Here is a 19915-nt window from a genome sequence, read left to right on the forward strand (position 1 = left end):
TGATCGCCTTCCGGCGTATCCCGGTCCATTTTTGATAAAAAATGCCACAAACCTATAAAACCCGCATAAGCTGCTTGCGGCTCTGAGGATCCAACGCGGTATAATCGTGAATCTCGCACCGGTTGCCGTCCATATCGGACAGTAGCAGGCGCTTACGGGCAATCGGCTGCACATGCTCGTGAAGATTGCGCATCGTCAGCTTGATCGGACCGAGCGACGTTTGCAGATGCCATACCCACATCCCGGAATGCTGCTTGATGCTCACGATCTGCTGAACCCGCGGGAGCAAATACCTCAGCTTAAGCTCCTTCTCCACTTCCGCCCGGGACATGTCATCCATCTCCGACAATCCGGCAAGGATTCCGATTTCCAGGCCCTCCCTGTCGCGCACGGAAATATATTCGTCTTGCCGTGACAGCGGGAAAGCCCTGTACAGTAGAACCTCCGGATAAAGAGTACCTCCGCTTTCCATCGACAGCATTCCGCCTTCGGTTCGTCTGAATGAGACCGATCCGGAGTCGAGCACCACGATTTCATACGATCCGTTACTCATCCTTCCACCCCTCTGATCTTGGACATTTCCTTCTGTGCCTCCACCAGCTTGTAATACACTCCCCGAAGAGCCAACAGCTCCTCATGCGTTCCGATTTCCGCCACCTTCCCCTTATCCAGAACGATGAGCCGGTCGGCGTTCCTTAAAGTCGACAGGCGATGGGCGATAGCGAAGGTCGTTCTTCCCTTGACCAGCCGGGCGATCGCCTCCTGGATCTGGCGCTCGGTCTCTGTATCGACCGAAGCGGTAGCTTCGTCAAGGATAAGAATGCGAGGATCGTGAATGATGGCACGGGCGATGGCAATACGCTGTTTCTCCCCGCCGGATAGACGGTGGCCCCGCTCTCCCACCCGGGTGTCGTACCCATCCGGCATGCGGACGATAAAATCGTGGGCATTCGCAATTTTAGCCGCCCGCATAATCTCCAGAGGGCTTACCTCTGGATTCGCATAGGCAATATTCTCGGCAATCGTGCCGTCGAACAGAAAAGTTTCCTGAAGCACGACACCGATCTGCTTGCGCAAGGCTTCCTGGTCGATTTGTTTCAAATCGATACCGTCAATCCTGATAATCCCTGAATCGGGATCGTAAAATCGGCAAATCAAGTTGATCAAGGTCGATTTGCCCGCTCCGGAATGGCCGACCAAGCCGATCATCTCTCCCGGAGCGATTTGCAATCTGATGTCTTTGAGAACGGGATGATGCTTCTCGTATCCGTAGGAAACATTCTCCAGCTCGACCCTGCCCTCTACCCTGGGGATAGATACCGCATTGCGGGCGGTAGGAACATCCGTCGGCGTATCCATAATTTCGAAGACGCGGTCCGCTGCGGTTAACGCACGGCTGGTCCAGCTTATCGATTGGCTGAACCATTGGAGAGGGCCGAAGAACATGGTCAAGTAAGCGGTAAAAGCCATCAAAGTACCCAATGTCAGCTCGTCCCGGATGACCTGCCAGCCGCCGAAGTACCAGACAAGCAGCGCCCCGGAAGTCGTAATCAAGGAAAATAACGGGAACACACCGGACCAAATGCCTTCCGAACGGATAGTCTGATGCACCAGCTCCTCGTTAGCGCTCCCGTATCTCTCCCTCTCGGTCGTCTCCTGGCCGAACGCTTTGACGACGCGGATTCCCTGCAGTGCATCGCCTACGAGCATATTGATTTTGTTGACCGAACGCCATTGAAGATACCAGAGATGCCGAATCCGGGGCCAAATGGAGAGCGAAGTAATGACAATCAGAGGCGTGGGCAGCAAGGCAAGCAAAGCCAGCTTCCAATTGAGGTTAAGCATCATGCCGATAATGGCGATAAGCATCAGCAATTGTCCGGCTATCCAAATGATTCCGTCGGTCAGAAACTGCCTCATCGCTTCCGAATCGCTGTTCACCCTGCCTATAAATTGCGATGTCTGTCTGCGATCAAAGAAGCTGAGCGACAACCTCATTAACGCTTGGTATGTATCCTTGCGGATATCCCCCATCAGCTTGCCGCCGATCCATACGCCTATATACCCCCTCAATGTCTGCATCAGCGAAAGAACAACCCGGGTGGCGGCCAGAGCGATAACCAGCCACAGCAAAGCGTGGCCGATATGCTTCGGCTGGAGAACATCGTCGACAATGACTTTCGTCAAATAAGGAGGGATCAGTTCCATCAGCGTAGCGGCCATCATCATTAACGCCGCTGTTATCATCCGCATCTTATACGGCTTGGCATAACTGAGCAGCCTTGAAATAACCTTCCCCTTATCCGAGCAGGTCGGGCATAGATTGCTTCCTTCCGGCAGCCGTTCCTGACAGGTAGGACATAGTCTGGGCATGTCTTTGGAGGTGAGAACCGGGAGCTCCTCTCCTTGGATGAGTGCTTGGATCGTTTTCGTTGCGAAGCTCATCTGTCTGTTCAGTTCCGCTGTAAAACGGGCAAGAACAACAGCCCCCTCCTCTGTGTCTATAACAAGCGTTCCGCCCCCGACCGCCGACAGCATCCGGGCTTCTTTAACAGACGACAAGGGATATTCCCTGACAAGCTCCCCCTCTTCGGAAACGACCTCAAGCCGGCTCCTGGTGATCAGAAGCCGGCTTCTCCCCGGTGTACCGTTCTCGTCTACATTCGCTTCGACTTCCCAAACCAATTCGTCGGTCGGCTGACTGTTTCCGCTTACATTAATCTTTTCCTTCTCAAGAACGCTCATTTCTTCAACCCCCTTACGAATACGGGTTCCTTGCAGCTGTTGTTCATGAGCAGTCATTGACAGCAAGTAAGCCAACCTTCATTCTAGCATGGTTATCACGGCATGGTGCCGGGAAATTTTAATTATATCCATTCTATCCTTAATTCCCCATACGAGCGGATGGTCATTTGAAAGTCAAGACAAGCCTTGAACGACCTTCCCCTGGCCCGGCTCTAAACCAAGGATTTCATATACTGCAGGTTACGAGCCAGCAGCTCTTCACCTGTTCCTGAGCGGCTGAAATCTTCGAAGCTGAGCCAGCGATCGTACCCGACCGTCTTCAAGTCGTCCACGATTTGTTTCCAATTCGCCACTCCTTCACTGACCGGACAGGAATCCGCCTGCCAGATATGACGGTTCGGGTCGTTAGTCCGCACCCAATGAGCATTCTTCACGTGAACATGAGCCAGATAAGGCCCCAGCAGCTCCAAGCCCATACGGTACTGCTCGTACCCTTCATAGACCATGTTGCCGGGATCATAAATGACCCCGATATGTTCCGGATCGAAGCCTTCAACCAGCCTGTGTGCCAGACTGGCGCTGGAGGCAATATTGTTCATATGGATCTCGATCCATCCCTGGACGCCATATTGGCGGCTCAGTTTCTGTACTTCCTCCAGATAAGAACGGCCTTCCTCCAACAACTCCTGATAGCGCTTACTTCGATTGTACATCGGCACACCAACCCGAATTGCAGAGGCCCCAAACCATTGAGCTATTTGCATCCCCCGTGCCGTTCCTTCCACATCGCCGCATTGCAAATAGCATGCTAGAGCGGGAATTTCCAAGCCTGCAAGCTCTGTCTCCGCCTTCAAGCCCAGAATATCTTCTTCGGACGATTGAATATCGACGGTACACCGATTGTTTCCCCAGAAAGACGGCGGCTCCTCCTGCTTGGCCGGGTCGATTGCCGTTACTCTCCATTCTACTCCGTCATAGCCTGCCTTCTTAAGCTCGCGTATTGCTTCCTGGGGCGATAGCTCGGGGAGCATGACCGTGAATACAGAATATTTCATCCTTCATCCTCTTTTCCATACCATGCGCGGCGGCATGTATTATTAAATTCTCAACATGATAGTACCATAAACAGGAAATCCGGTCCATGCTCTTAAACAGCGATTTCCGGTTCTTTCGGCGGCTTTCTCGCCGTTGAACAGCCGAATTTAGCCGGAAAATAGAGCTGTCCCGACAGCCGGTTTACGATTTTCAGCCCCATTCGGCTCAACAGGCAGGTGGAGCAGGCGCACGATTCCCTGGTCAACGATGCAAGAGAAAGAGCGAGTGTATGTGGAAAAAATTGACCACTTGCCCCGCTCTCTTCTCTGATAATTTTACTGTTTTCTCGGTCTAGGCCATTTCGCAGTCGTTTGTAAACTGCTTTAGAAACCGCCTCTTTCGCTCCCTGCTTTATTTATTGGACTGATACCACTCGTTGGCGGCTTTAATCATTTCCTCTCCGCCTTGGGATTTCCATTGCGCCAGGAATTTATCGTAATTGTCGACAGGCTCTACTCCGCCAATAAATTTGATGAAGCTGTCTTCTCTAAGCTTGGCAAGCTTTTGGGTGTTTTTGGAGATGGCGTCAATCGGAGGAGCGTAGGTTAACGGATCAATCACCATATGTTCTTTAGCGTTCGCCTGATAGGTTTCGAAATACTTCTGCACATTTTCATCCTTACGCACACGTGCCTGCCAGTAGATCGGATAATTGTCCTGATCCGTTCCCGTCAGGAAGTAACTTGCGTTGTTCCACTCATCCGCGAACTTGGGATGAATCGGGTAATATTTGCCGTCCTTCACTTCGTGGTGAACTCCCTCTTCACCGATCGCCAGCCCTTTGTGAATATCTTTCTCCAGCTTCATATCGATTAGCTTCATCGCATCTTCTTTGTTCTTGGCCCATTTAGGGATGGCAACGACGTAGGTAACTCCGGCCGAACCGACAACCTGTGTTTTGCCGTCTTTATCCTTAAGGAAAGGTATGATGGAGATTTTGGCATCCGGGAAGTTCTTGGCCAGGGCATTATTGATATTCCCCGCATCCCACCAAGCTAACCGGTACATGGCCGCTTTGCCGCTGGAGAATTTCTCGATGGCCTTAGCCGAAGTATTAATTCCCCATTCCGGATCCATCAAGCCTTCCTCATACAGCTTGTTCATGAAGGCCAAATACTCCTTCATCTCTGGAAGCTCTACGGCATGCACCAGCTTGCCGTCACGCTCCACCCAATCCGTCGTTATTCCGAAGGTCGAGGCGATATCTCCAACCATCGGATCCTTGCCTCCGGTTAAAGGAATGACGTTCTTCTTTTCTTTAATCGTCTTCAACACATTGTACAATTCATCGGTGGTCGTCGGAATTTCCAGTCCGAGCTCATCCAGCCAGTCCTGGCGGACAACCAGCTCGGTACCTACCTGTGTTCCGGCCGTTCCTTCCGGGATTCCGTACTTTTTGCCGTCAACAATGACGCTGTTCCAGGTCTCTTCATGAATCACTTGTTTCATATTTGTACCATATTTATCAATCAGGTCGTCCAGCGGCTCAAGCGCGCCGGAAGCCGCCAGCCTGGCGAATTGGGACTTACCGAGCTTCATGAAGTCGTACGCCTCTTGGTTAGCCATCAGCAGGTTCAGCTTCTCATCGGCATTCTCGGCGGGAAGCTGATCGTATTTGACATCATATCCCGTCTTCTCCTTCAAGTAGGCGGCCACGGGATCCTTATTCGGATCGAAGCGTTCGAAAGGCAGCAATTGGCGCAGTTGAGGCTTCTCCGCCTTGTCGCCCCCTTCATTCTTCGGGGCTTCGGAAGCGGCCGGAGAATTGGTCGGGGCAGCTCCTTTATTATCGTTCCCGCCTCCTCCACAAGCCGCCACTGTCACGGCTAATGCGGCGATGGAAACGGAAGACAGCATCTTTTTAGTTACGTTGGATTGAAATTGCATGGATGAACCTCCCTTTCCTCTTTTCAAAGATTTCATTATGAAATTCCTTCAGTTCTTATCCGATTAGGAGAAATGATCACCGCCTTTCCATGCTTTCTTCTTGGCACGGTAAACAATGAATCCCATCATCCTTTGACCGAACCGATCAGTACGCCTTTCACAAAATATTTCTGCAAGAACGGGTACACAAGCAAGATGGGGATCGTGGCCAACAGTATGGATGCCGCCTGGATCGCTTGTGGAGTAATGTTCATGGCCGCATCGATATTGACGACATTTCCTCCGGATATAAAAGCATCGCTAGCGGATACGAGCAGTTCTTTCAAATAAAGCTGCATCGGCTTTTTCTCCGGGCTGTTGATATAAATCATGGAAGCAAAGAAATCATTCCAGAAGCTTACGGCATAGAACAAGGCGATTGTGGCAAAAACCGGCATGGATAAGGGCAATGTGATTTTATATAAAATCTTCAGATTGCTGGCCCCATCAATCTTGGCCGATTCCTCCAAACTTTCCGGCAGGCTTTCAAAATAGTTCTTGATAATCAGCATGTTGAAAACACTGATCATCGAGGGCAGGAACAGTACCGGAAGCTGATTGATCAGCCCCAGATTATGCATCAGCAGGTAGGTCGGAATCAATCCGCCGCTGAACAGCATCGTAAACACGTACATCAGAATGAAATATTTCCGTCCACGGAGTCTCGGCTTGGATAGCGGGTATGCGGCCAATGCAGTCATGAACAGACTTAGCGCCGTACCTACGACCGTAATAAATACCGAAACTTTAAAGGAATTAAGAAACATGGAATCCTGAAGTACATATTTGTAGGTTCCGAATTGAAGATCCACCGGGAATATTGTGACCATTCCGGAAATAACCGCCGCCTCACTGCTTAATGATTTGGCTATGAGATTCAGGAACGGAAACAGAGTAACAACTCCAAATAGGATGAAAAAAATGTAATTGAAGAAATAAAATATTTTTTCTCCTATCGATTCTTTAATGGCGTTTCTATTTTTCTTCTTTACAGAAGCTGTTTCTGGCATATCCATGTCATGATCTCCCCTCTCGTTACGCAAAATCGCTTACCATATGCCTCTCTGCAAATATTTACGGGATAAGTAGTTGCCTGTAATGATCAGAATGAAGCCGATAACCGAATCGAACAAGCCAACGGCCGTCGAGAAGCTGTAGTCTTGCTCACCCAGCCCCACCCGGTAGACATAGGTACCTATAACATCAGCGACATTGTAAACGTTCGGATTGTACATAACGAGAATTTGCTCAGTCCCCGCTTCAAGAATACTACCCAGGCGGAGGATAAACATCAGCAGAATAATCGGCGTCAGACCCGGCAAAGTAATATATAAAATTTGCTTAAACTTGTTGGCCCCGTCAATTCTGGCCGCTTCATATAATTGCGGGTCAATTCCGCTCAAGGCCGCCAAGTAAACAATAGTGCTCCAGCCAAGTTCCTTCCATCCGGCTGAGGTGATCAGCACGGAGCGAAATATCGTGTGGTCCAGGAAGAATGCTATCGGTTCTCCGCCCAGCGCTACAATCATCCGGTTGATTAAGCCGCCGTTGGTGGAAAGAAGGTCGATAAATAAACCGCTTACAATAACCCAGGATAAAAAATGCGGCAAATAGACAATAGTCTGAATTGTCCTCTTAAAGATCATGTTCTTTAATTCGTTCATTAATATGGCAACGATGATCGGAAGAGGAAACAGAAATACAATTTTATATAAGGAGATTATCAGCGTGTTTTTGAATACGTTGACGAAATCAGGCGAGGTAAACAGCCTTTTAAAATTGTCCATCCCCACCCAGGGGCTGTCCGCAAATCCTGTGAAAATATTAAAATCTTTAAAAGCAATAATGATTCCATACATGGGTGTATACTTAAACAGAAGCAAAAACAGAATTCCCGGGATCAAAGCGACATATAAATCCCAATCCTTCCTGATATCTGCCCCTAATTGACCCCAATATCCTCTGCGGGAGGCTGGAATGACTGGCGGCGTTCTTGTTGTCGGTTTCATTGAATTCCCCCTAAATCCGTAAATTTCTTTCTGAGTGTGTAGCTATTGGAGAAAATCTCCTACATAAAACCTAAAAAAGGAATGCTTTTTTCTATGCTTCCAAGTTTACCCGTAATGGGGGCCGATGAATAGCGGACAGTGATTACTTTTTTTAGTACTTTCATTACTATTTGCCCAAGCTTGTCCCTTTCCGTCTTGAGCTCGACGAAGGATGGGCTATAATGGACTTACCTGCAAGGCAAGGCGGCCTTCAAATTAGGTTGAGAGGCCGGAAAAAGAACGGAGAGGTGTTAGTTTAATGACAACAGTTAGGCAAAACACGGCATGGCTGTATATCGGAAATAAGAATTGGACGTTAGAGGATACAGAGAAGTTAGTGGAGTGGTGCGCACGGCATAGGGTGGGCAAGCTTCTGCTTCATCTGCACGATTGGACGAATCCGGCGGCGGAATTCGCTGAACAGATGGATTCGGTCGTGGAGGCGTGCTCAAAGGCAGGCATTGAAATACACGGGATGATCGGTACCCTCCAGCTTCGGGCTGAAGATAGAGCAAGTCTTCCTTTCCAATCCAGGGAGGCGTACTGCGTCGATTATGAAGGAATTTCCAATTGGGACGAGCCTTTGGCAGGCCGCCGCTATGTTCTGGATCCCTCGAATCCGGATGTTGTCTCGTTCATTGCCGGCCGCTGCAAAGATATGCTGGTCAAGCATCCCGGATTGGCAGGGATTCATCTGGATTTCATCCGTTTCTATCATTATGAGAGCCGCTTGTCTATCGATACGAATCAGGCGGGGCATTGGACGGTTATTCCCCGTGCCGGGGAGCCTCTGAAGCTGACGACGGCGAACGGGACGACAACGACCTTCTTTGTGGAACAAGCCCTCAATCATTATAATGATCCTCCAATTGGCCGTCATTTGCATCTCAGACGTTCTTACCATTATTGCTTCTGCAAGCGCTGCCTGGAAAGGTTTGCCCGGGAGTTTAATCTCTCGATCCCTGACGAGCTGGAAGAGACCCGGCAGCGGGCGGATTGGATTCTGAAGCATCATGCGGAGGATTGGTACGCGTTCCGATCCTCATTGATTACCGGAGTTGTTCGAAATATCCGGCGGGAGATCACGGCTCAACGCAAGGAAGCGCAGCTGTCTGCGGCAATCTGGTACAATTCGCCTTACGGCAACGAACTGAGAAATGAGCCTTTCCATCCCGGCAGTGAATATGAGCAGTTCGGCCAGAAATGGTGGGAGTGGATCAAGGAAGGGCTGATGGATTTTGTTTGCCCCATGAACTATTGGCTCACCCCCGAAAGCTTCGGACAGATCATCCGGGAGCAAGTAGCCCGTTCCGAAAATAAAGTGCCTCTATATGCAGGGCTGCTGCGGTCAGACGAATTCCCGATCGATCAACCTCTTTGGGAAAAATATAAGCTTGCCGCTCAAGAAGCGGGGGCTGCCGGAATCAGCTTCTTCTCTTATGGAGGCTGGAAAGACCTGGACTCATGATGAAAAAAAAGAGACCGGACGCATAAGTGTCGGTCTCTTTCGTTTTGGTTATATTTATTAACCGATAAATTCTTGTACCCATTCCCCTTGGTAATAAGCTACGCCTATTTTGGTGAAATTAGGACTCATGATGTTCTTTTTATGGCCCGGGCTGTTCATCCATGCATTCATAACTTCCTCGGGTGTGCGTTGGCCTTTGGCAATGTTCTCTCCGGCATATGAATATTTGATGCCGTAAGTGTCCATCATATCGAACGGAGAGCCGTAGGTTGGCGAATTATGGTCAAAGTAATTGTTATGATACATATCTTTGGCTTTATCCAACGCCATAGCGGAAAGTGCGGAATCCAGCTGCAGAGGCTTCAGTCCGGCCTTCGCCCGTTCCTGATTCACCAATTCTGCTACTTCTTTAGCATATTGAGAAATATCGGATTGACCTTGGTCAGGTTGAGTCGGGGCAGGTTTGTTGCCCTGATCGCCTTGGTTTGGCTGGGTCGGTGCAGGCTTGCTTCCTTGATTGCCTTGATCCGGCTTGGATGGCGCGGGCTTGCTTCCCTGATCGCCTTTATCCGGCTTGGATGGCGCGGGCTTGCTTCCCTGATCGCCTTTATCCGGCTTGGATGGTGCAGGCTTGCTTCCCTGATCGCCTTTATCCGGCTTGGATGGTGCAGGCTTGCTTCCGTTTCCTTTGTCAGGTATAGGATTGCAAGAGAAATCAAACTTAAATCCGTCTTGTCCTATAATGATAAATTTGCTGAACTTGGGATGATTCTTGAACAAGGATTCAAGGTCAATCCCGTACTTCTTGGTGATATGGTTTACTGCATCACCAGAATGAAATGTTTGCGGAGCAGCGAATGCTGCATTGGCAGACAACATAGTCCCCACGAGCAAAACTCCGGAAAGAGCAACTTTCTTAATGTGTTTCTTCATGGTGTTCAGTTTCCTCCTCTTTGTTTGGCCTGCGAAGTTAGCTGACGGGTTCGGGTCAAAGAGTAATCGCCCTACGGCTTGCAAAGCCGCTTCACCCCCACTATTGGTTCCCCCGCGCACTAGATTGTGCTTCGGCCGAATTTCTACTAGATTGTAACATGCTAGATTAGCCCTTTCATTCTACAATGTTTGGTAATTCATCCAATTGCCCTGATACGGTACATGATTTTCCGCATATGAGAACACATTAAATACATATACCTCAATCGTAAAAGATCATCTTATGTGGCGAACCGGCAATAATACTTCTCTTCCATTTCAAGGGCAGGACGGATGCTTATATGTATGGATTAAAAGCACTTATTCTGTATGCAAGCTACGGGGACGGCCATCTCCAGGCGGCACGGGCTCTTCAGGAGACTTTATCCCTGCGGGGGTTCAAGGCAGTGAAGCTCGTGGACTTATATGGGGAGTCGTATCCATTTTTGGACCGGGCTGTTCAACAGTTCTACAAGATGTCTTCCCAATATTTCCCGTACATCTATGGCTGGATATATAGAAGTACCCAAAGTATGAAGCCTCAGCGGATGCTGAACAAAGGGTTGAAAGCATGGGGGGCCAAGAAGCTGATGCAGCTGATCTCCCGGGAGAAGCCGGATGTTCTCATCTGTACTTTTCCGATGCCTGCCATTCGCGGAAGAAGCGGAGCTAACATTCCTACGTTTACGATCTTGACGGACTTCGCTCTGCACAACCGTTGGATATACTCGGAATATGACCTGTTGTTCGTAGCCACCCCCGACTTGAAGAAATCCATTCTCGAGCAGGGAATCGATCCCGGACGCGTTGCCGTAAGCGGCATACCGATCCGTTCCTCCTTTCCATCCGTACATCTCAGGGAACAAACCATGTCCGACCGGGATCCGGCAGCTGCCCGCACTTTCCTCCGGGTCCTGGTAATGGCCGGCGCCAACGGTATTCTTCGCAATTTATCCGAGGTGATTTCCCTCATTCGCAGAGAACTGAAGGATGCCCGTATAGCTGTCGTATGCGGAAGAAACCGGGCCCTGTTTAACTCCATCGCAAAAAATTTCGGGAATGACCCGAATGTGGAGATTTACGGCTTCGTTGAACAAATGGCGGAATTGATGGCCTCTTCCGCATGCATAGTGACCAAAGCCGGAGGAATCACATTAACGGAAGCTCTCGCCTCCCGCCTTCCCATTATTGTTTATCGCCCCCTGCCGGGGCAGGAAGCGGATAACGCCCTGTACCTCCAGAGTCAAGGCGTAGCAGCGATTGCCCGCTGTCCCCGCGAGTTAGTCAAGCAGATCGGAATGATGACTTCCTTAGACCGATCTGAACGGGAAAGAATGGAAGCCAAGATGAAAATGTTAACCGGAGAAAGCATAAACGAACATATGGAAGCGTTGTGGAATGCTTCCGATTCGGACCGCATAAATTTCACCTATGACCGATTTGCGGGCCACGGCGGCGCTTCGGATAAAATCACAAATCGAATTCTTAAGGAGCTTACCTCCTCTCTCAATTTAAAGACAAATTAAAGACTTGTCATTTAAACATACGCTCACTAAAATACAATTACGTAAGCGCTTCATCATTAAGTCAAGGGGGTATTCTGAATGAGCAACCCGTCTCAACTGCCAGATCGCAGAACATCTTCCTCGTCCTTAGCCCGGTGGCTGGGCACATTAGGCCCTTCCCTGATTACAGCGGCACTGGTCCTCGGGCCTGGGAGCATCACGCTTACCTCCAAGCTGGGCAGCATTTATGGCTACGATCTGCTGTGGGTCATGGTAATATCGGTTTGTTTTATGTTAGCCTTTACCGAAATGAGCGCCAGAATCGGGATGGCTGCGAACCGTTCCCTATTGTCGGTTATTCGTGAGAAATGGGGTAAAGCCGTTACAGTCGTCATCGGGATCGGTGCTTGCCTGGTCACCTCTTCCTTTCAGGCGGGAAATTCCATCGGTTCGGGGCTGGCCATTGCCGATCTGACCCAGACTTCAACGCCGGTATGGGTGATCATTACGACTTTGCTTGGCATGTCTCTGCTCTTTACCAAAAATTTCTACAAAGTGTTGGAAAAAATGATGCTGGTTATGGTCGCTCTAATGATTATTTCTTTCCTGTTGACCCTAATCATGGTCAAGCCCAGTATCGGCGGCATCTTGAGCGGATTAGTCCCGAGGGTGCCCGAAGGCTCCCTGCTGCTTATCATCGGGCTGGTAGCCACTACCTTCAGTATCGTCGGTGCCTTCTACCAATCCTACTTGGTGCAGGAGAAGGGACTGACTAAGGACCGGCTTAGAGACGGCGTGAAAGAGAGCTTTACGGGGATCATCATTCTTGGACTGATTTCCTCCATGATTATGATAAGCTCAGCCGCCATTCTTCTGCCCCAGGGCATTCAAGTCAATACCGCCGGCGATATCGGCAAAGCTCTGGAGCCTGTCTTCGGCAGTTGGGCGAACGTCGTGTTTATAATCGGCTTGTTCGGTGCTTCCTTCTCTTCTCTTACCGGGAACGCTACCATCGGAGGGGTTATGCTGGCCGAATCTCTCGGACTTGGAAGCAAGTTAAGCGAACGCGGCGTGAGAATCTGCATTCTTGCCGTAATGGCCGTAGGAGGAATCGTAGCCCTGCTGTTTGGGGCGGTGCCTCTGAATATGATCATCTTCGCCCAAGCCATCACCGTCATTATCGTGCCTATTATCGGTGTTGCCATGTACAGGGTTGCCAACGATTCGAAAGTTATGGGCGACCTGAAGAATACATGGTTCAAAAATATCGTGGCCATTCTTGGGATTCTGGTCTTGATAGTATTGGCTGTTAACAACATTCGCACGATCTTCTTCTCTTAGTGATCCCAGCCGCAATCAAGTTTATCCGGATCCGAATTTAAAATTAAGACAAAAAGAGCGAGGCCGGGGGCAAGTTCCCTCCAACGCCCGCTCTTTTTTGTTTTTTTCTCGGACTTACATCTTTCGAAGAATAGCCGTCCGGATTAACTCTCACTTGCACTTGAGGAGCTTAACCATTGTGGAGCTATGAAGAATAGGAGCAACCTTATTGAATTTATCTTCCCTTGGCGATAGACCGGATCTGCTCGGGCAGAAGCTTGCCCGGAGTCGGGGTCTGATGAAGAGATTGCGGAACCTTCCTCACCATTCCCAACACTCCTGCCGGACTCTCCTCCGGATAATAATAAATAATGCTTTCGCCGACGGCAAAATCGCAGGGGCGATCGGCGCTTCCACAGCTTTCCGAAGAAGGATTCTCCGAGCTGCCATTATAAGTTACATGACTGATCCGATCAAAAACTTGATTCCCTCTAGGCGCCACCACAGCCAGAAATCTCTGGGTCGTATTGGAGAGCCCTTGACCTTGCGCAAGCTTGATATATACGAAATCGCCAGCTTTCAGCTTCGTCCCGTAAGCGGCATTGAAATCCGCGACGGTCTTGTCGTAATGACCGGGCTTCTTGAGCCGAACAATCTTGGTTTGATGCGGTCTAATCACCGTATTCGTCTCCTCTTTCACGCCGGGATCCACATCTTTCGCCGTCATTATCAGCCATTTGGTCACTTTCGTATTCCAGAGCTCCGGATGAGCCGGGTCGTAATAGTAATACATTTTGTAACCTGCCAGATCAATTGCCCGATTACTGTTATTATAGAGCTCTATATATTCGTACGGCTCTCCCTCACCCGGTGAAGCCACAACCATTTCGGTGATCAAGAGCGAAGCTTCTCCCGATGCTCCGGGAACCGTAGGGGTCATCGCTAGCAGTCGGCCGGAATCGGCAACGTAAACGCGGTCAACGGGATAGAAGCTGTCCCGATAAGTTTCCGCCCCGGATTCAAACAAAATATACAAACGGCCGTTATGCTCGACAATCCCTTCCGACATCGGGGGCATAACAACAGTATGAACCTTATTCAATCCGTCCAAAAACCAGATAGGAACCGGATCATTGCCAAAACGGTCGGTATAGGCATGCGGTGATTCATCCAGGGAAAGCCGGTAAGTCAGCAGCGAGCTCTCTACCGTCCGGCCGTAAGACTGGCTGAGCTGGATATGCCCGTCCACGAACGCCATCCCTTGAATTTCGTCTGTAATGGAAAGAAGAAGATCCGGAATGGCCGCATTGGTCTTCTCAACCGTCCGAGAAGTATCGATCAAATCCTCGTCTGTAAGCCGGTATCCGGCAACCCAGGCAGAATGCTCGATGTTTTCCCGGTTTCTCATATGATGCGACGGCTCTGTATTAAAATTAAATCTGGCAAACTCGCCCACCCACAAAATACCGGAATCATAAGTGACGAAAGAAGCATTCGTCTCCGTGCGGGTAATACTCGAGAAAACAAGCCGCCCCCCGTCTGCGGATTGAATCAGATCTTCCAGCTTAACCGCGTAGGCGCTCTTCTCCGAGGTTACCCACATATGCTTCTCGCTTACCGTCAACCCGCCTGCATGACCCGTATACGGCGTGGATTCGTCTTTGTACAGGTCCAGTGCCTTGACGAACTGTCCGGTTGCTCCATCGATAACACTTACCACACTCGGTTGACCATTATCCCGATAATAAGACACAAGCAGCCAATCCATCGCTTCGTAATAAGCAATTCCTTGGGGGATCAGGCCCTGCATCAAGCCGGGAATGACCGGCCCCTGTTCGCTTACCGAATCCAGATCCCGGTAATTGGGAGATTGAACCCGATGTACCGGGCCTATTTCCTCCTGGGTAATTCTGTCCTGAGTTGACTCTTGAATATCCGATGGTGAAGAATAACCAACCTGCCCACCTATCCCTACCGCCAAGCAAAAAATCAACAAAAAAATAATGACTCGAAACTTCATGATTCTCCTCCTTATTTTCGATGATAACGTTATCATAATAATAATGCTCAATATTTTCCACAAAATCAACAGAAAATACAAATAATTTTTGTAGTTTTCAAAATAAAATGACCTAATACGAAAACAAAAATCAGTCCCAATTTTTAGTGAACCGCTATACTACCGAATATTTTTCATCATTTATGTAATAAAATTCCTTCTTTAACAACAAGAAATTCCCTGATATAATGTGTAAGCGTAATCATATATTTACAAAATCTTAACTGTTCCGGGAGAGCGATGGCATGGACCGATGGGTAAAACCAGTGGCCGGATATGCGAAATCCAGATATGTAATTATTCTGTCTTCCGTTTGGATAGTATGGATTTCTGAGGTGCTTAGCCGTGGAAATGCACTCCAGACATTGGAGTGGACATGGCGGAGCTTCGCCCACTTTGGCTTCAATGTGCTGACCGTTCTTGGCTTCCTGCTGCTTATTTCCGCCCTTACGGGAAGACCCCGGGCCGCCTATTGGAGCATTGGGTCCGTTATTCTTATTTTCTCATGGGTTAGCGGGATCAAGCTGAAGATCCTCCATGTCCCGCTGCTTCCCTGGGATTTCCTGCTTGCCGGCGAAACCAGGGATATGATACCGTATATCACAAATTTATTTACCTTTCCCATTCTGGCCGCGCTTATTGTTTTCCTGGCGGGAAGCTACGGGTTACAATACAGACTTCCCCATTCTCACGTCCGCATATACGGCAAGGAAAGATGGGTTCTCGCCTCTTCTTCCTTATTGCTTCTGACCTTTCTATATACGGATTTCCCTCCCCTGCAGAAGATGTTAGGCTTCGAAACGATTGATTATAACCAGGCGGACAATGTCAAGGAGAACGGATTCGCCCTCGCATCGCTGATGAATGTGAAGCTTCTGTTCCAAAACTCCCAAGACAGGATGGATACGGATACGGTAGAAGCCATCGTTGGTCAGTATCAGCCGCCGACCCCGGCCGGAGAGTCCCGGCCACCGAACGTCATTGTAGTCCTGAGCGAATCTCTATGGGATCCGACTGTTCTTAAAGACGTTAAATTCAGCCGGGACCCTCTGGAGTTCTATCACTCTCTGCAGAACGACTATCCGAGCGGCACGCTGTTATCCCCCCAATTCGGAGGGGGTACGGCCAATGTCGAATTTGAAGTGCTGACGGGCCTTTCCATGCGTTTCCTGCCGCAAGGCTCCATCGCCTATAATCAATATATCAACCGTCCGGTCGATTCCCTCGCAAGCATACTAACCAGACAGGGCTACACGGCGAAAGCCATCAGTCCTTTCCACCATTGGTATTTCAACAGCGATAAGGTTTATGAATACTTCGGCTTCTCCCAATATATTAGTATGGAATTTCTCAAGCCGGTATATGAAGGCCCTTATATCGCGGACAAAGAGGTCGCCAACGTCATTATTTCCGAAACCGAAAGAACGGAGGGCCCGGCATTTATTTTCGCCAATACGATGCAAAACCACTTTCATTATTATCCGGGGAAATTCAAGCAAAATACGATTCGGGTGGAGGGCAGAATGTCCGAGGAATCCAGAGGGATGCTGGAGACTTATGCTCAAGGGACCAAAGGGGCGGATGATATGCTGAGGCAGCTGGTGGAATATTTCAGCGCCTCGGAGGAACCGACTATACTCGCTTTCTTCGGTGATCATCTCCCTTTCCTCGGGGATGACTACAAGGTTTACAAAGATGTAGGGTATTTGCAGGAGAATGACCCCGACTTTCTTGACAAAATGTACCGTGTACCCGTTATCGTATGGAACAACTATTTGCCGAACAAGCAAGAGGCCATTAACCTCAGCCCTTCTTTCCTGGGCCCCTATATTCTGGAACTGGCTAAGGTCGGAGGAAGCTATTATACCGATTACCTGCTTGACTTGGGCCGCCGTATCCCGGTCATTCCGCCCAAAGATTACTATGTAAGAATGGGAGTACGCGACGAAGATCTTAAGGAATATGAAGCGCTGCAATATGATATTCTCTTCGGGGAGCAGCATGGCTACTCCGGATGGAAGGACAGCATTGTGCAGCCCGGCTTCACATTAGGATATGATCCAATGATACTGGGACCCTTCCCCACCGAACCGCTGGTGATCGGCCAGAGTCTGCCCCTGACAGCTAAGGAGGCATCTGTCCCGATTAAGGGCCGGGCCTTCGCCCCGCTTAGCGTTGTTTATATAAACGGGAAGCCTCAGCCGACCGAATGGATTAGCGAGCAGCAGATCGTTGTTCACCCGCAATCTGATATTTATAAGCCAGGCCAATGGGAACTGCAGGTCAAAATTCTTGACGATAAGGAAACGGTCATAGCCGAATCGGAAACTTGGACTGTAACCGTTTCTGCGGCAGAGGGAGGGGGATATGCCGGTGCCGGTACGAAATGAATCCGATTGCCCCGTTATTACCGAAGGCAGACTTATCCTCTCTTGTCCAAATATCCTTTGGATCGGGCAAGAATAAGGGCGACCCCGAGTCTCGGGTCTCTCCATCTGCGATGAAGGACATTGGAGAGCGCCTCTTCAATTCCAACCAGACGAACCTCAATTCGTTCGTCCGGCTCGAGATTCTGGGGTCCTTCCGCTATGATGTCATTAGTGAAATATAAACCGGCGGCCACTCTTCGCTCCGAATCGATGAAAGTCCCCAATTCGGTCAGACGATTGCATTTCAATCCGGTTTCTTCCTGCATTTCTCTAAGCGCAGCCGCTTTGGGGTGCTCCCCGTTCTCCAGCCGTCCTCCGGGAAGCTCATACGTATATTCGTTCATAGACCGTCTGAATTGTCTGACGATCACAATTTTGTGCCGATGAACGGCCAGCACCTTAACCACCTGGATCGATTCATCGCTCCGCTCATTTTGGATCATAATCGTAAACTCCTTCAACTTATGCATCTTGAACTCGATGGTTTGATTCCCAATTCCGTTTGCCAGGAAGTAAAGTGATTTATGGATTATTTTCTGCTTAGTTCCATGTTTTCACCCGACTTCGAGAACTCTGGTTATTATTTTAGCAAAAAATGCAAGCAAAGCCCAATTTCTTATCCTAATTTACGAAAGCAGTCCAATAATAAAAAGCATCCCCCTATAATGAAGTAGGGATGCTCGAACGCAAAGTATGGCTTGAATTGGAATTGGGAACTTGTTATGCTTCGCCGGACAGATTCCTACGTCTGAACCAAAGGCAGACGGATGAACACATCCGTTCCTTTGCCGGGCTCGCTTTCGATGTGGATAACCCCACCGCAGCTTTCAATAATATTCTGGCAGACGACTAACCCTAATCCGGTGCCATTCGGTTTTAATGTAAAGAAAGGAGTAAAGATTTCCTTAACGACCTGCCTGGACATCCCGATTCCGGTATCGGATACGATAATCGTCAGCTGCTGCTTCTCCGCCAGTATTCTAATCGTCAGCTCTCCTCCGGAAACCATCGCCTCCAATGCATTCTTGACGAGGTTCAGAAGAACCTGCTTGATATGGACCTTGGAGCAGCGGACGGGCAGAGGTCTGTCAGGAATATCAACATGCAGGCTCACATTATACAGATGGGCTTCCGATTCTATCAGAGGCAGGATATCCGTCAAGATCTCTTCAAGCGGACTCACTTCCTGGGTCGCCTCCGTCTCCGCGGGCTTGCCGATGATCAGCAATTCACTGACGATGGAATTGATCCGGTCAATTTCCTTTTTAATGAGGCTGAAGAAGTATTGATCCTTCTCATCCGTGTATTTCTCGCTGAGCAGACTGATGAAGCCTTTAATTCCTGTCAAAGGATTACGAATTTCATGGGCCGTACTGGCTGCAATCGTACCGATCAATTTCAGCTTCTGCGCCTCATTCTGCTCCCTTTCCTTCTGCAGGTTTCTCCTCATCCTCCACAGCTGGAATATCATAAAGCAACCATTCGCCAGAATAAACGCAAAGACGACAAACAGAAGAAGCCTGCCGGAGAAATCCGGATGAAAGCGGTCAATGACGACCTCCAGCTTCCAGGGAACATTATTCAGTTCGTATTGCGCAGAAACCGGATGACGAATTTTGCCGGAAGAGTTGGACAGAAACAGTAAATTCCCATAATGATCATAAAGCCGGACTTCCGAGTTGGACAGTTGATTAACATACTCGCTCATGACCTGAAGATTGACGCTTCCGATCAATACCCCGATAATTTGTTCCTCGGAATCGATAACAGGCGTAGCCACCGATACAATGTAATTTCCGTTTATTCGTCCGAAATAAGCTTCCGATATTTGAGAACGGCCGGTACGGATGGCTTCGGTAAAATAAGAGCGGTCGCTCAAATTTAGCTTTCCGTCGAATGGAATGGAGCTGAGCCGAATCTGACCGGTGTCAGATGCCCAGATAAAACCTGAGAAACGGGGATCCAGTTGATGCATCTTGGACAGCATCTCTTGAATCCATGCCGGATTATCCTTGGCCGATATGGTCAGAGCCAGCGTTTCGATCCTGCCCACGGTCTCTACCATAAAATTTTCTATATACAGACTGTTCTGAACCGCTTCTTTCATGACCTTATCGGACAGCCTGCCCTCTATCTTGCCGGTTATTACGCTATAGTATTGATAACTAGACGCGAGCACAGGTATAATCACGACAAAAAAATATATCAGCATATTTTTACCCGAAAATAAGCTCCTGATCTGTCTTTTCATGGCAAGCTCTCCTAATTTCCCGCATCTAATACTACAAGCATAATGAAATCTGCTTTATTCAGCAATTTACTTTGCATAAAATTAAACAGCGCCCTGC

14 protein-coding genes and 1 riboswitch are annotated in these 19915 nt (G+C 49.1%); of the genes, 4 read left to right on the forward strand and 10 right to left on the reverse strand.

Annotation, left to right across the window (positions count from 1 at the left end; translation table 11 throughout):
• Positions 1 to 52 precede the first annotated feature (52 nt).
• From ACTHRH_RS03555 to ACTHRH_RS03580, 6 genes are all read right to left on the reverse strand, one after another.
• Positions 53 to 553 carry a DUF1854 domain-containing protein gene (locus tag ACTHRH_RS03555; RefSeq protein ID WP_440414145.1) on the reverse strand — a complete coding sequence of 167 codons (501 nt, stop codon included), beginning with the start codon at positions 551 to 553 and terminating at the stop codon, positions 53 to 55.
• A complete protein-coding gene (locus ACTHRH_RS03560; protein WP_440414147.1) occupies positions 550 to 2745 on the reverse strand; it encodes an ABC transporter ATP-binding protein in 2196 nt (731 codons plus the stop codon). The genes ACTHRH_RS03555 and ACTHRH_RS03560 overlap by 4 nt, the downstream gene beginning before the upstream one ends.
• A 212-nt stretch (positions 2746 to 2957) precedes the next feature.
• A complete protein-coding gene (locus ACTHRH_RS03565) occupies positions 2958 to 3800 on the reverse strand; it encodes a sugar phosphate isomerase/epimerase family protein (protein ID WP_440414149.1) in 843 nt (280 codons plus the stop codon).
• 391 nt (positions 3801 to 4191) lie between these two features.
• Positions 4192 to 5727 carry an extracellular solute-binding protein gene (locus ACTHRH_RS03570; protein ID WP_440414151.1) on the reverse strand — a complete coding sequence of 512 codons (1536 nt, stop codon included), beginning with the start codon at positions 5725 to 5727 and terminating at the stop codon, positions 4192 to 4194.
• Positions 5728 to 5852: 125 nt separating this feature from the next.
• The gene (locus tag ACTHRH_RS03575; RefSeq protein ID WP_144933028.1) at positions 5853 to 6776 is read right to left on the reverse strand and encodes a carbohydrate ABC transporter permease; all 924 of its coding nucleotides are present in this window, start codon (positions 6774 to 6776) and stop codon (positions 5853 to 5855) included.
• 39 nt (positions 6777 to 6815) lie between these two features.
• Positions 6816 to 7775, reverse strand: a complete 960-nt coding sequence (locus tag ACTHRH_RS03580; RefSeq protein ID WP_379286593.1) for an ABC transporter permease — start codon at positions 7773 to 7775, stop codon at positions 6816 to 6818.
• A 298-nt stretch (positions 7776 to 8073) separates the two neighbouring features.
• Between ACTHRH_RS03580 and ACTHRH_RS03585 the strand changes: the two genes are divergently transcribed.
• Positions 8074 to 9282, forward strand: a complete 1209-nt coding sequence (locus tag ACTHRH_RS03585) for a hypothetical protein (RefSeq protein ID WP_440414154.1) — start codon at positions 8074 to 8076, stop codon at positions 9280 to 9282.
• A 57-nt stretch (positions 9283 to 9339) separates the two neighbouring features.
• Here ACTHRH_RS03585 and ACTHRH_RS03590 read toward each other — a convergent pair whose 3' ends face one another.
• Positions 9340 to 10215 (reverse strand): CAP domain-containing protein, encoded by an 876-nt coding sequence (locus ACTHRH_RS03590; protein ID WP_440414156.1) that lies wholly within the window; start codon positions 10213 to 10215, stop codon positions 9340 to 9342.
• A gap of 11 nt (positions 10216 to 10226) precedes the next feature.
• Positions 10227 to 10362: riboswitch (cyclic di-AMP (ydaO/yuaA leader) on the reverse strand.
• 194 nt (positions 10363 to 10556) lie between these two features.
• Between ACTHRH_RS03590 and ACTHRH_RS03595 the strand changes: the two genes are divergently transcribed.
• Together ACTHRH_RS03595 and ACTHRH_RS03600 are read left to right on the forward strand one after the other, a co-directional pair.
• Positions 10557 to 11780: an MGDG synthase family glycosyltransferase gene (locus ACTHRH_RS03595; protein WP_440414158.1), complete on the forward strand. Its 1224-nt coding sequence runs from the start codon at positions 10557 to 10559 to the stop codon at positions 11778 to 11780.
• 78 nt (positions 11781 to 11858) lie between these two features.
• Positions 11859 to 13100 (forward strand): Nramp family divalent metal transporter, encoded by a 1242-nt coding sequence (locus tag ACTHRH_RS03600; RefSeq protein ID WP_440414160.1) that lies wholly within the window; start codon positions 11859 to 11861, stop codon positions 13098 to 13100.
• Between the two features lie 214 nt (positions 13101 to 13314).
• On the opposite strand, the gene ACTHRH_RS03605 is transcribed toward ACTHRH_RS03600, so the two are convergent.
• On the reverse strand, positions 13315 to 15099 hold the full coding sequence (locus ACTHRH_RS03605; protein ID WP_440414162.1) for a lamin tail domain-containing protein: 1785 nt from the start codon (positions 15097 to 15099) through the stop codon (positions 13315 to 13317).
• Positions 15100 to 15383: 284 nt separating this feature from the next.
• On the opposite strand from ACTHRH_RS03605, the gene ACTHRH_RS03610 reads away from it, so the two are divergent.
• A complete protein-coding gene (locus tag ACTHRH_RS03610; protein ID WP_440414164.1) occupies positions 15384 to 17528 on the forward strand; it encodes a sulfatase-like hydrolase/transferase in 2145 nt (714 codons plus the stop codon).
• Between the two features lie 32 nt (positions 17529 to 17560).
• Here the strand turns inward: ACTHRH_RS03610 and ACTHRH_RS03615 are convergent, their stop codons facing one another.
• Both ACTHRH_RS03615 and ACTHRH_RS03620 read right to left on the reverse strand, forming a co-directional pair.
• The gene (locus ACTHRH_RS03615; RefSeq protein WP_186328176.1) at positions 17561 to 18010 is read right to left on the reverse strand and encodes an NUDIX hydrolase; all 450 of its coding nucleotides are present in this window, start codon (positions 18008 to 18010) and stop codon (positions 17561 to 17563) included.
• Between the two features lie 299 nt (positions 18011 to 18309).
• Positions 18310 to 19818, reverse strand: a complete 1509-nt coding sequence (locus tag ACTHRH_RS03620) for an ATP-binding protein (RefSeq protein WP_440414167.1) — start codon at positions 19816 to 19818, stop codon at positions 18310 to 18312.
• Positions 19819 to 19915 lie beyond the last annotated feature (97 nt).

It is taken from the genome of Paenibacillus sp. SAFN-117 (assembly GCF_051966115.1).
In the GTDB taxonomy this organism is placed as follows: domain Bacteria; phylum Bacillota; class Bacilli; order Paenibacillales; family NBRC-103111; genus Paenibacillus_L; species Paenibacillus_L residui.

Bases quoted from the DNA above. Each gene is read 5' to 3' on its own strand.
- ACTHRH_RS03590 (WP_440414156.1), bottom strand. From the start codon at position 10,215: ATGAAGAAACACATTAAGAAAGTTGCTCTTTCCGGAGTTTTGCTCGTG.
- ACTHRH_RS03560 (WP_440414147.1), bottom strand. From the start codon at position 2,745: ATGAGCGTTCTTGAGAAGGAAAAGATTAATGTAAGCGGAAACAGTCAG.
- ACTHRH_RS03620 (WP_440414167.1), bottom strand. From the start codon at position 19,818: ATGAAAAGACAGATCAGGAGCTTATTTTCGGGTAAAAATATGCTGATA.
- ACTHRH_RS03555 (WP_440414145.1), bottom strand. From the start codon at position 553: ATGAGTAACGGATCGTATGAAATCGTGGTGCTCGACTCCGGATCGGTC.
- ACTHRH_RS03610 (WP_440414164.1), top strand. From the start codon at position 15,384: ATGGACCGATGGGTAAAACCAGTGGCCGGATATGCGAAATCCAGATAT.
- ACTHRH_RS03580 (WP_379286593.1), bottom strand. From the start codon at position 7,775: ATGAAACCGACAACAAGAACGCCGCCAGTCATTCCAGCCTCCCGCAGA.
- ACTHRH_RS03570 (WP_440414151.1), bottom strand. From the start codon at position 5,727: ATGCAATTTCAATCCAACGTAACTAAAAAGATGCTGTCTTCCGTTTCC.
- ACTHRH_RS03600 (WP_440414160.1), top strand. From the start codon at position 11,859: ATGAGCAACCCGTCTCAACTGCCAGATCGCAGAACATCTTCCTCGTCC.
- ACTHRH_RS03615 (WP_186328176.1), bottom strand. From the start codon at position 18,010: ATGATCCAAAATGAGCGGAGCGATGAATCGATCCAGGTGGTTAAGGTG.
- ACTHRH_RS03565 (WP_440414149.1), bottom strand. From the start codon at position 3,800: ATGAAATATTCTGTATTCACGGTCATGCTCCCCGAGCTATCGCCCCAG.
- ACTHRH_RS03585 (WP_440414154.1), top strand. From the start codon at position 8,074: ATGACAACAGTTAGGCAAAACACGGCATGGCTGTATATCGGAAATAAG.
- ACTHRH_RS03595 (WP_440414158.1), top strand. From the start codon at position 10,557: ATGTATGGATTAAAAGCACTTATTCTGTATGCAAGCTACGGGGACGGC.
- ACTHRH_RS03575 (WP_144933028.1), bottom strand. From the start codon at position 6,776: ATGCCAGAAACAGCTTCTGTAAAGAAGAAAAATAGAAACGCCATTAAA.
- ACTHRH_RS03605 (WP_440414162.1), bottom strand. From the start codon at position 15,099: ATGAAGTTTCGAGTCATTATTTTTTTGTTGATTTTTTGCTTGGCGGTA.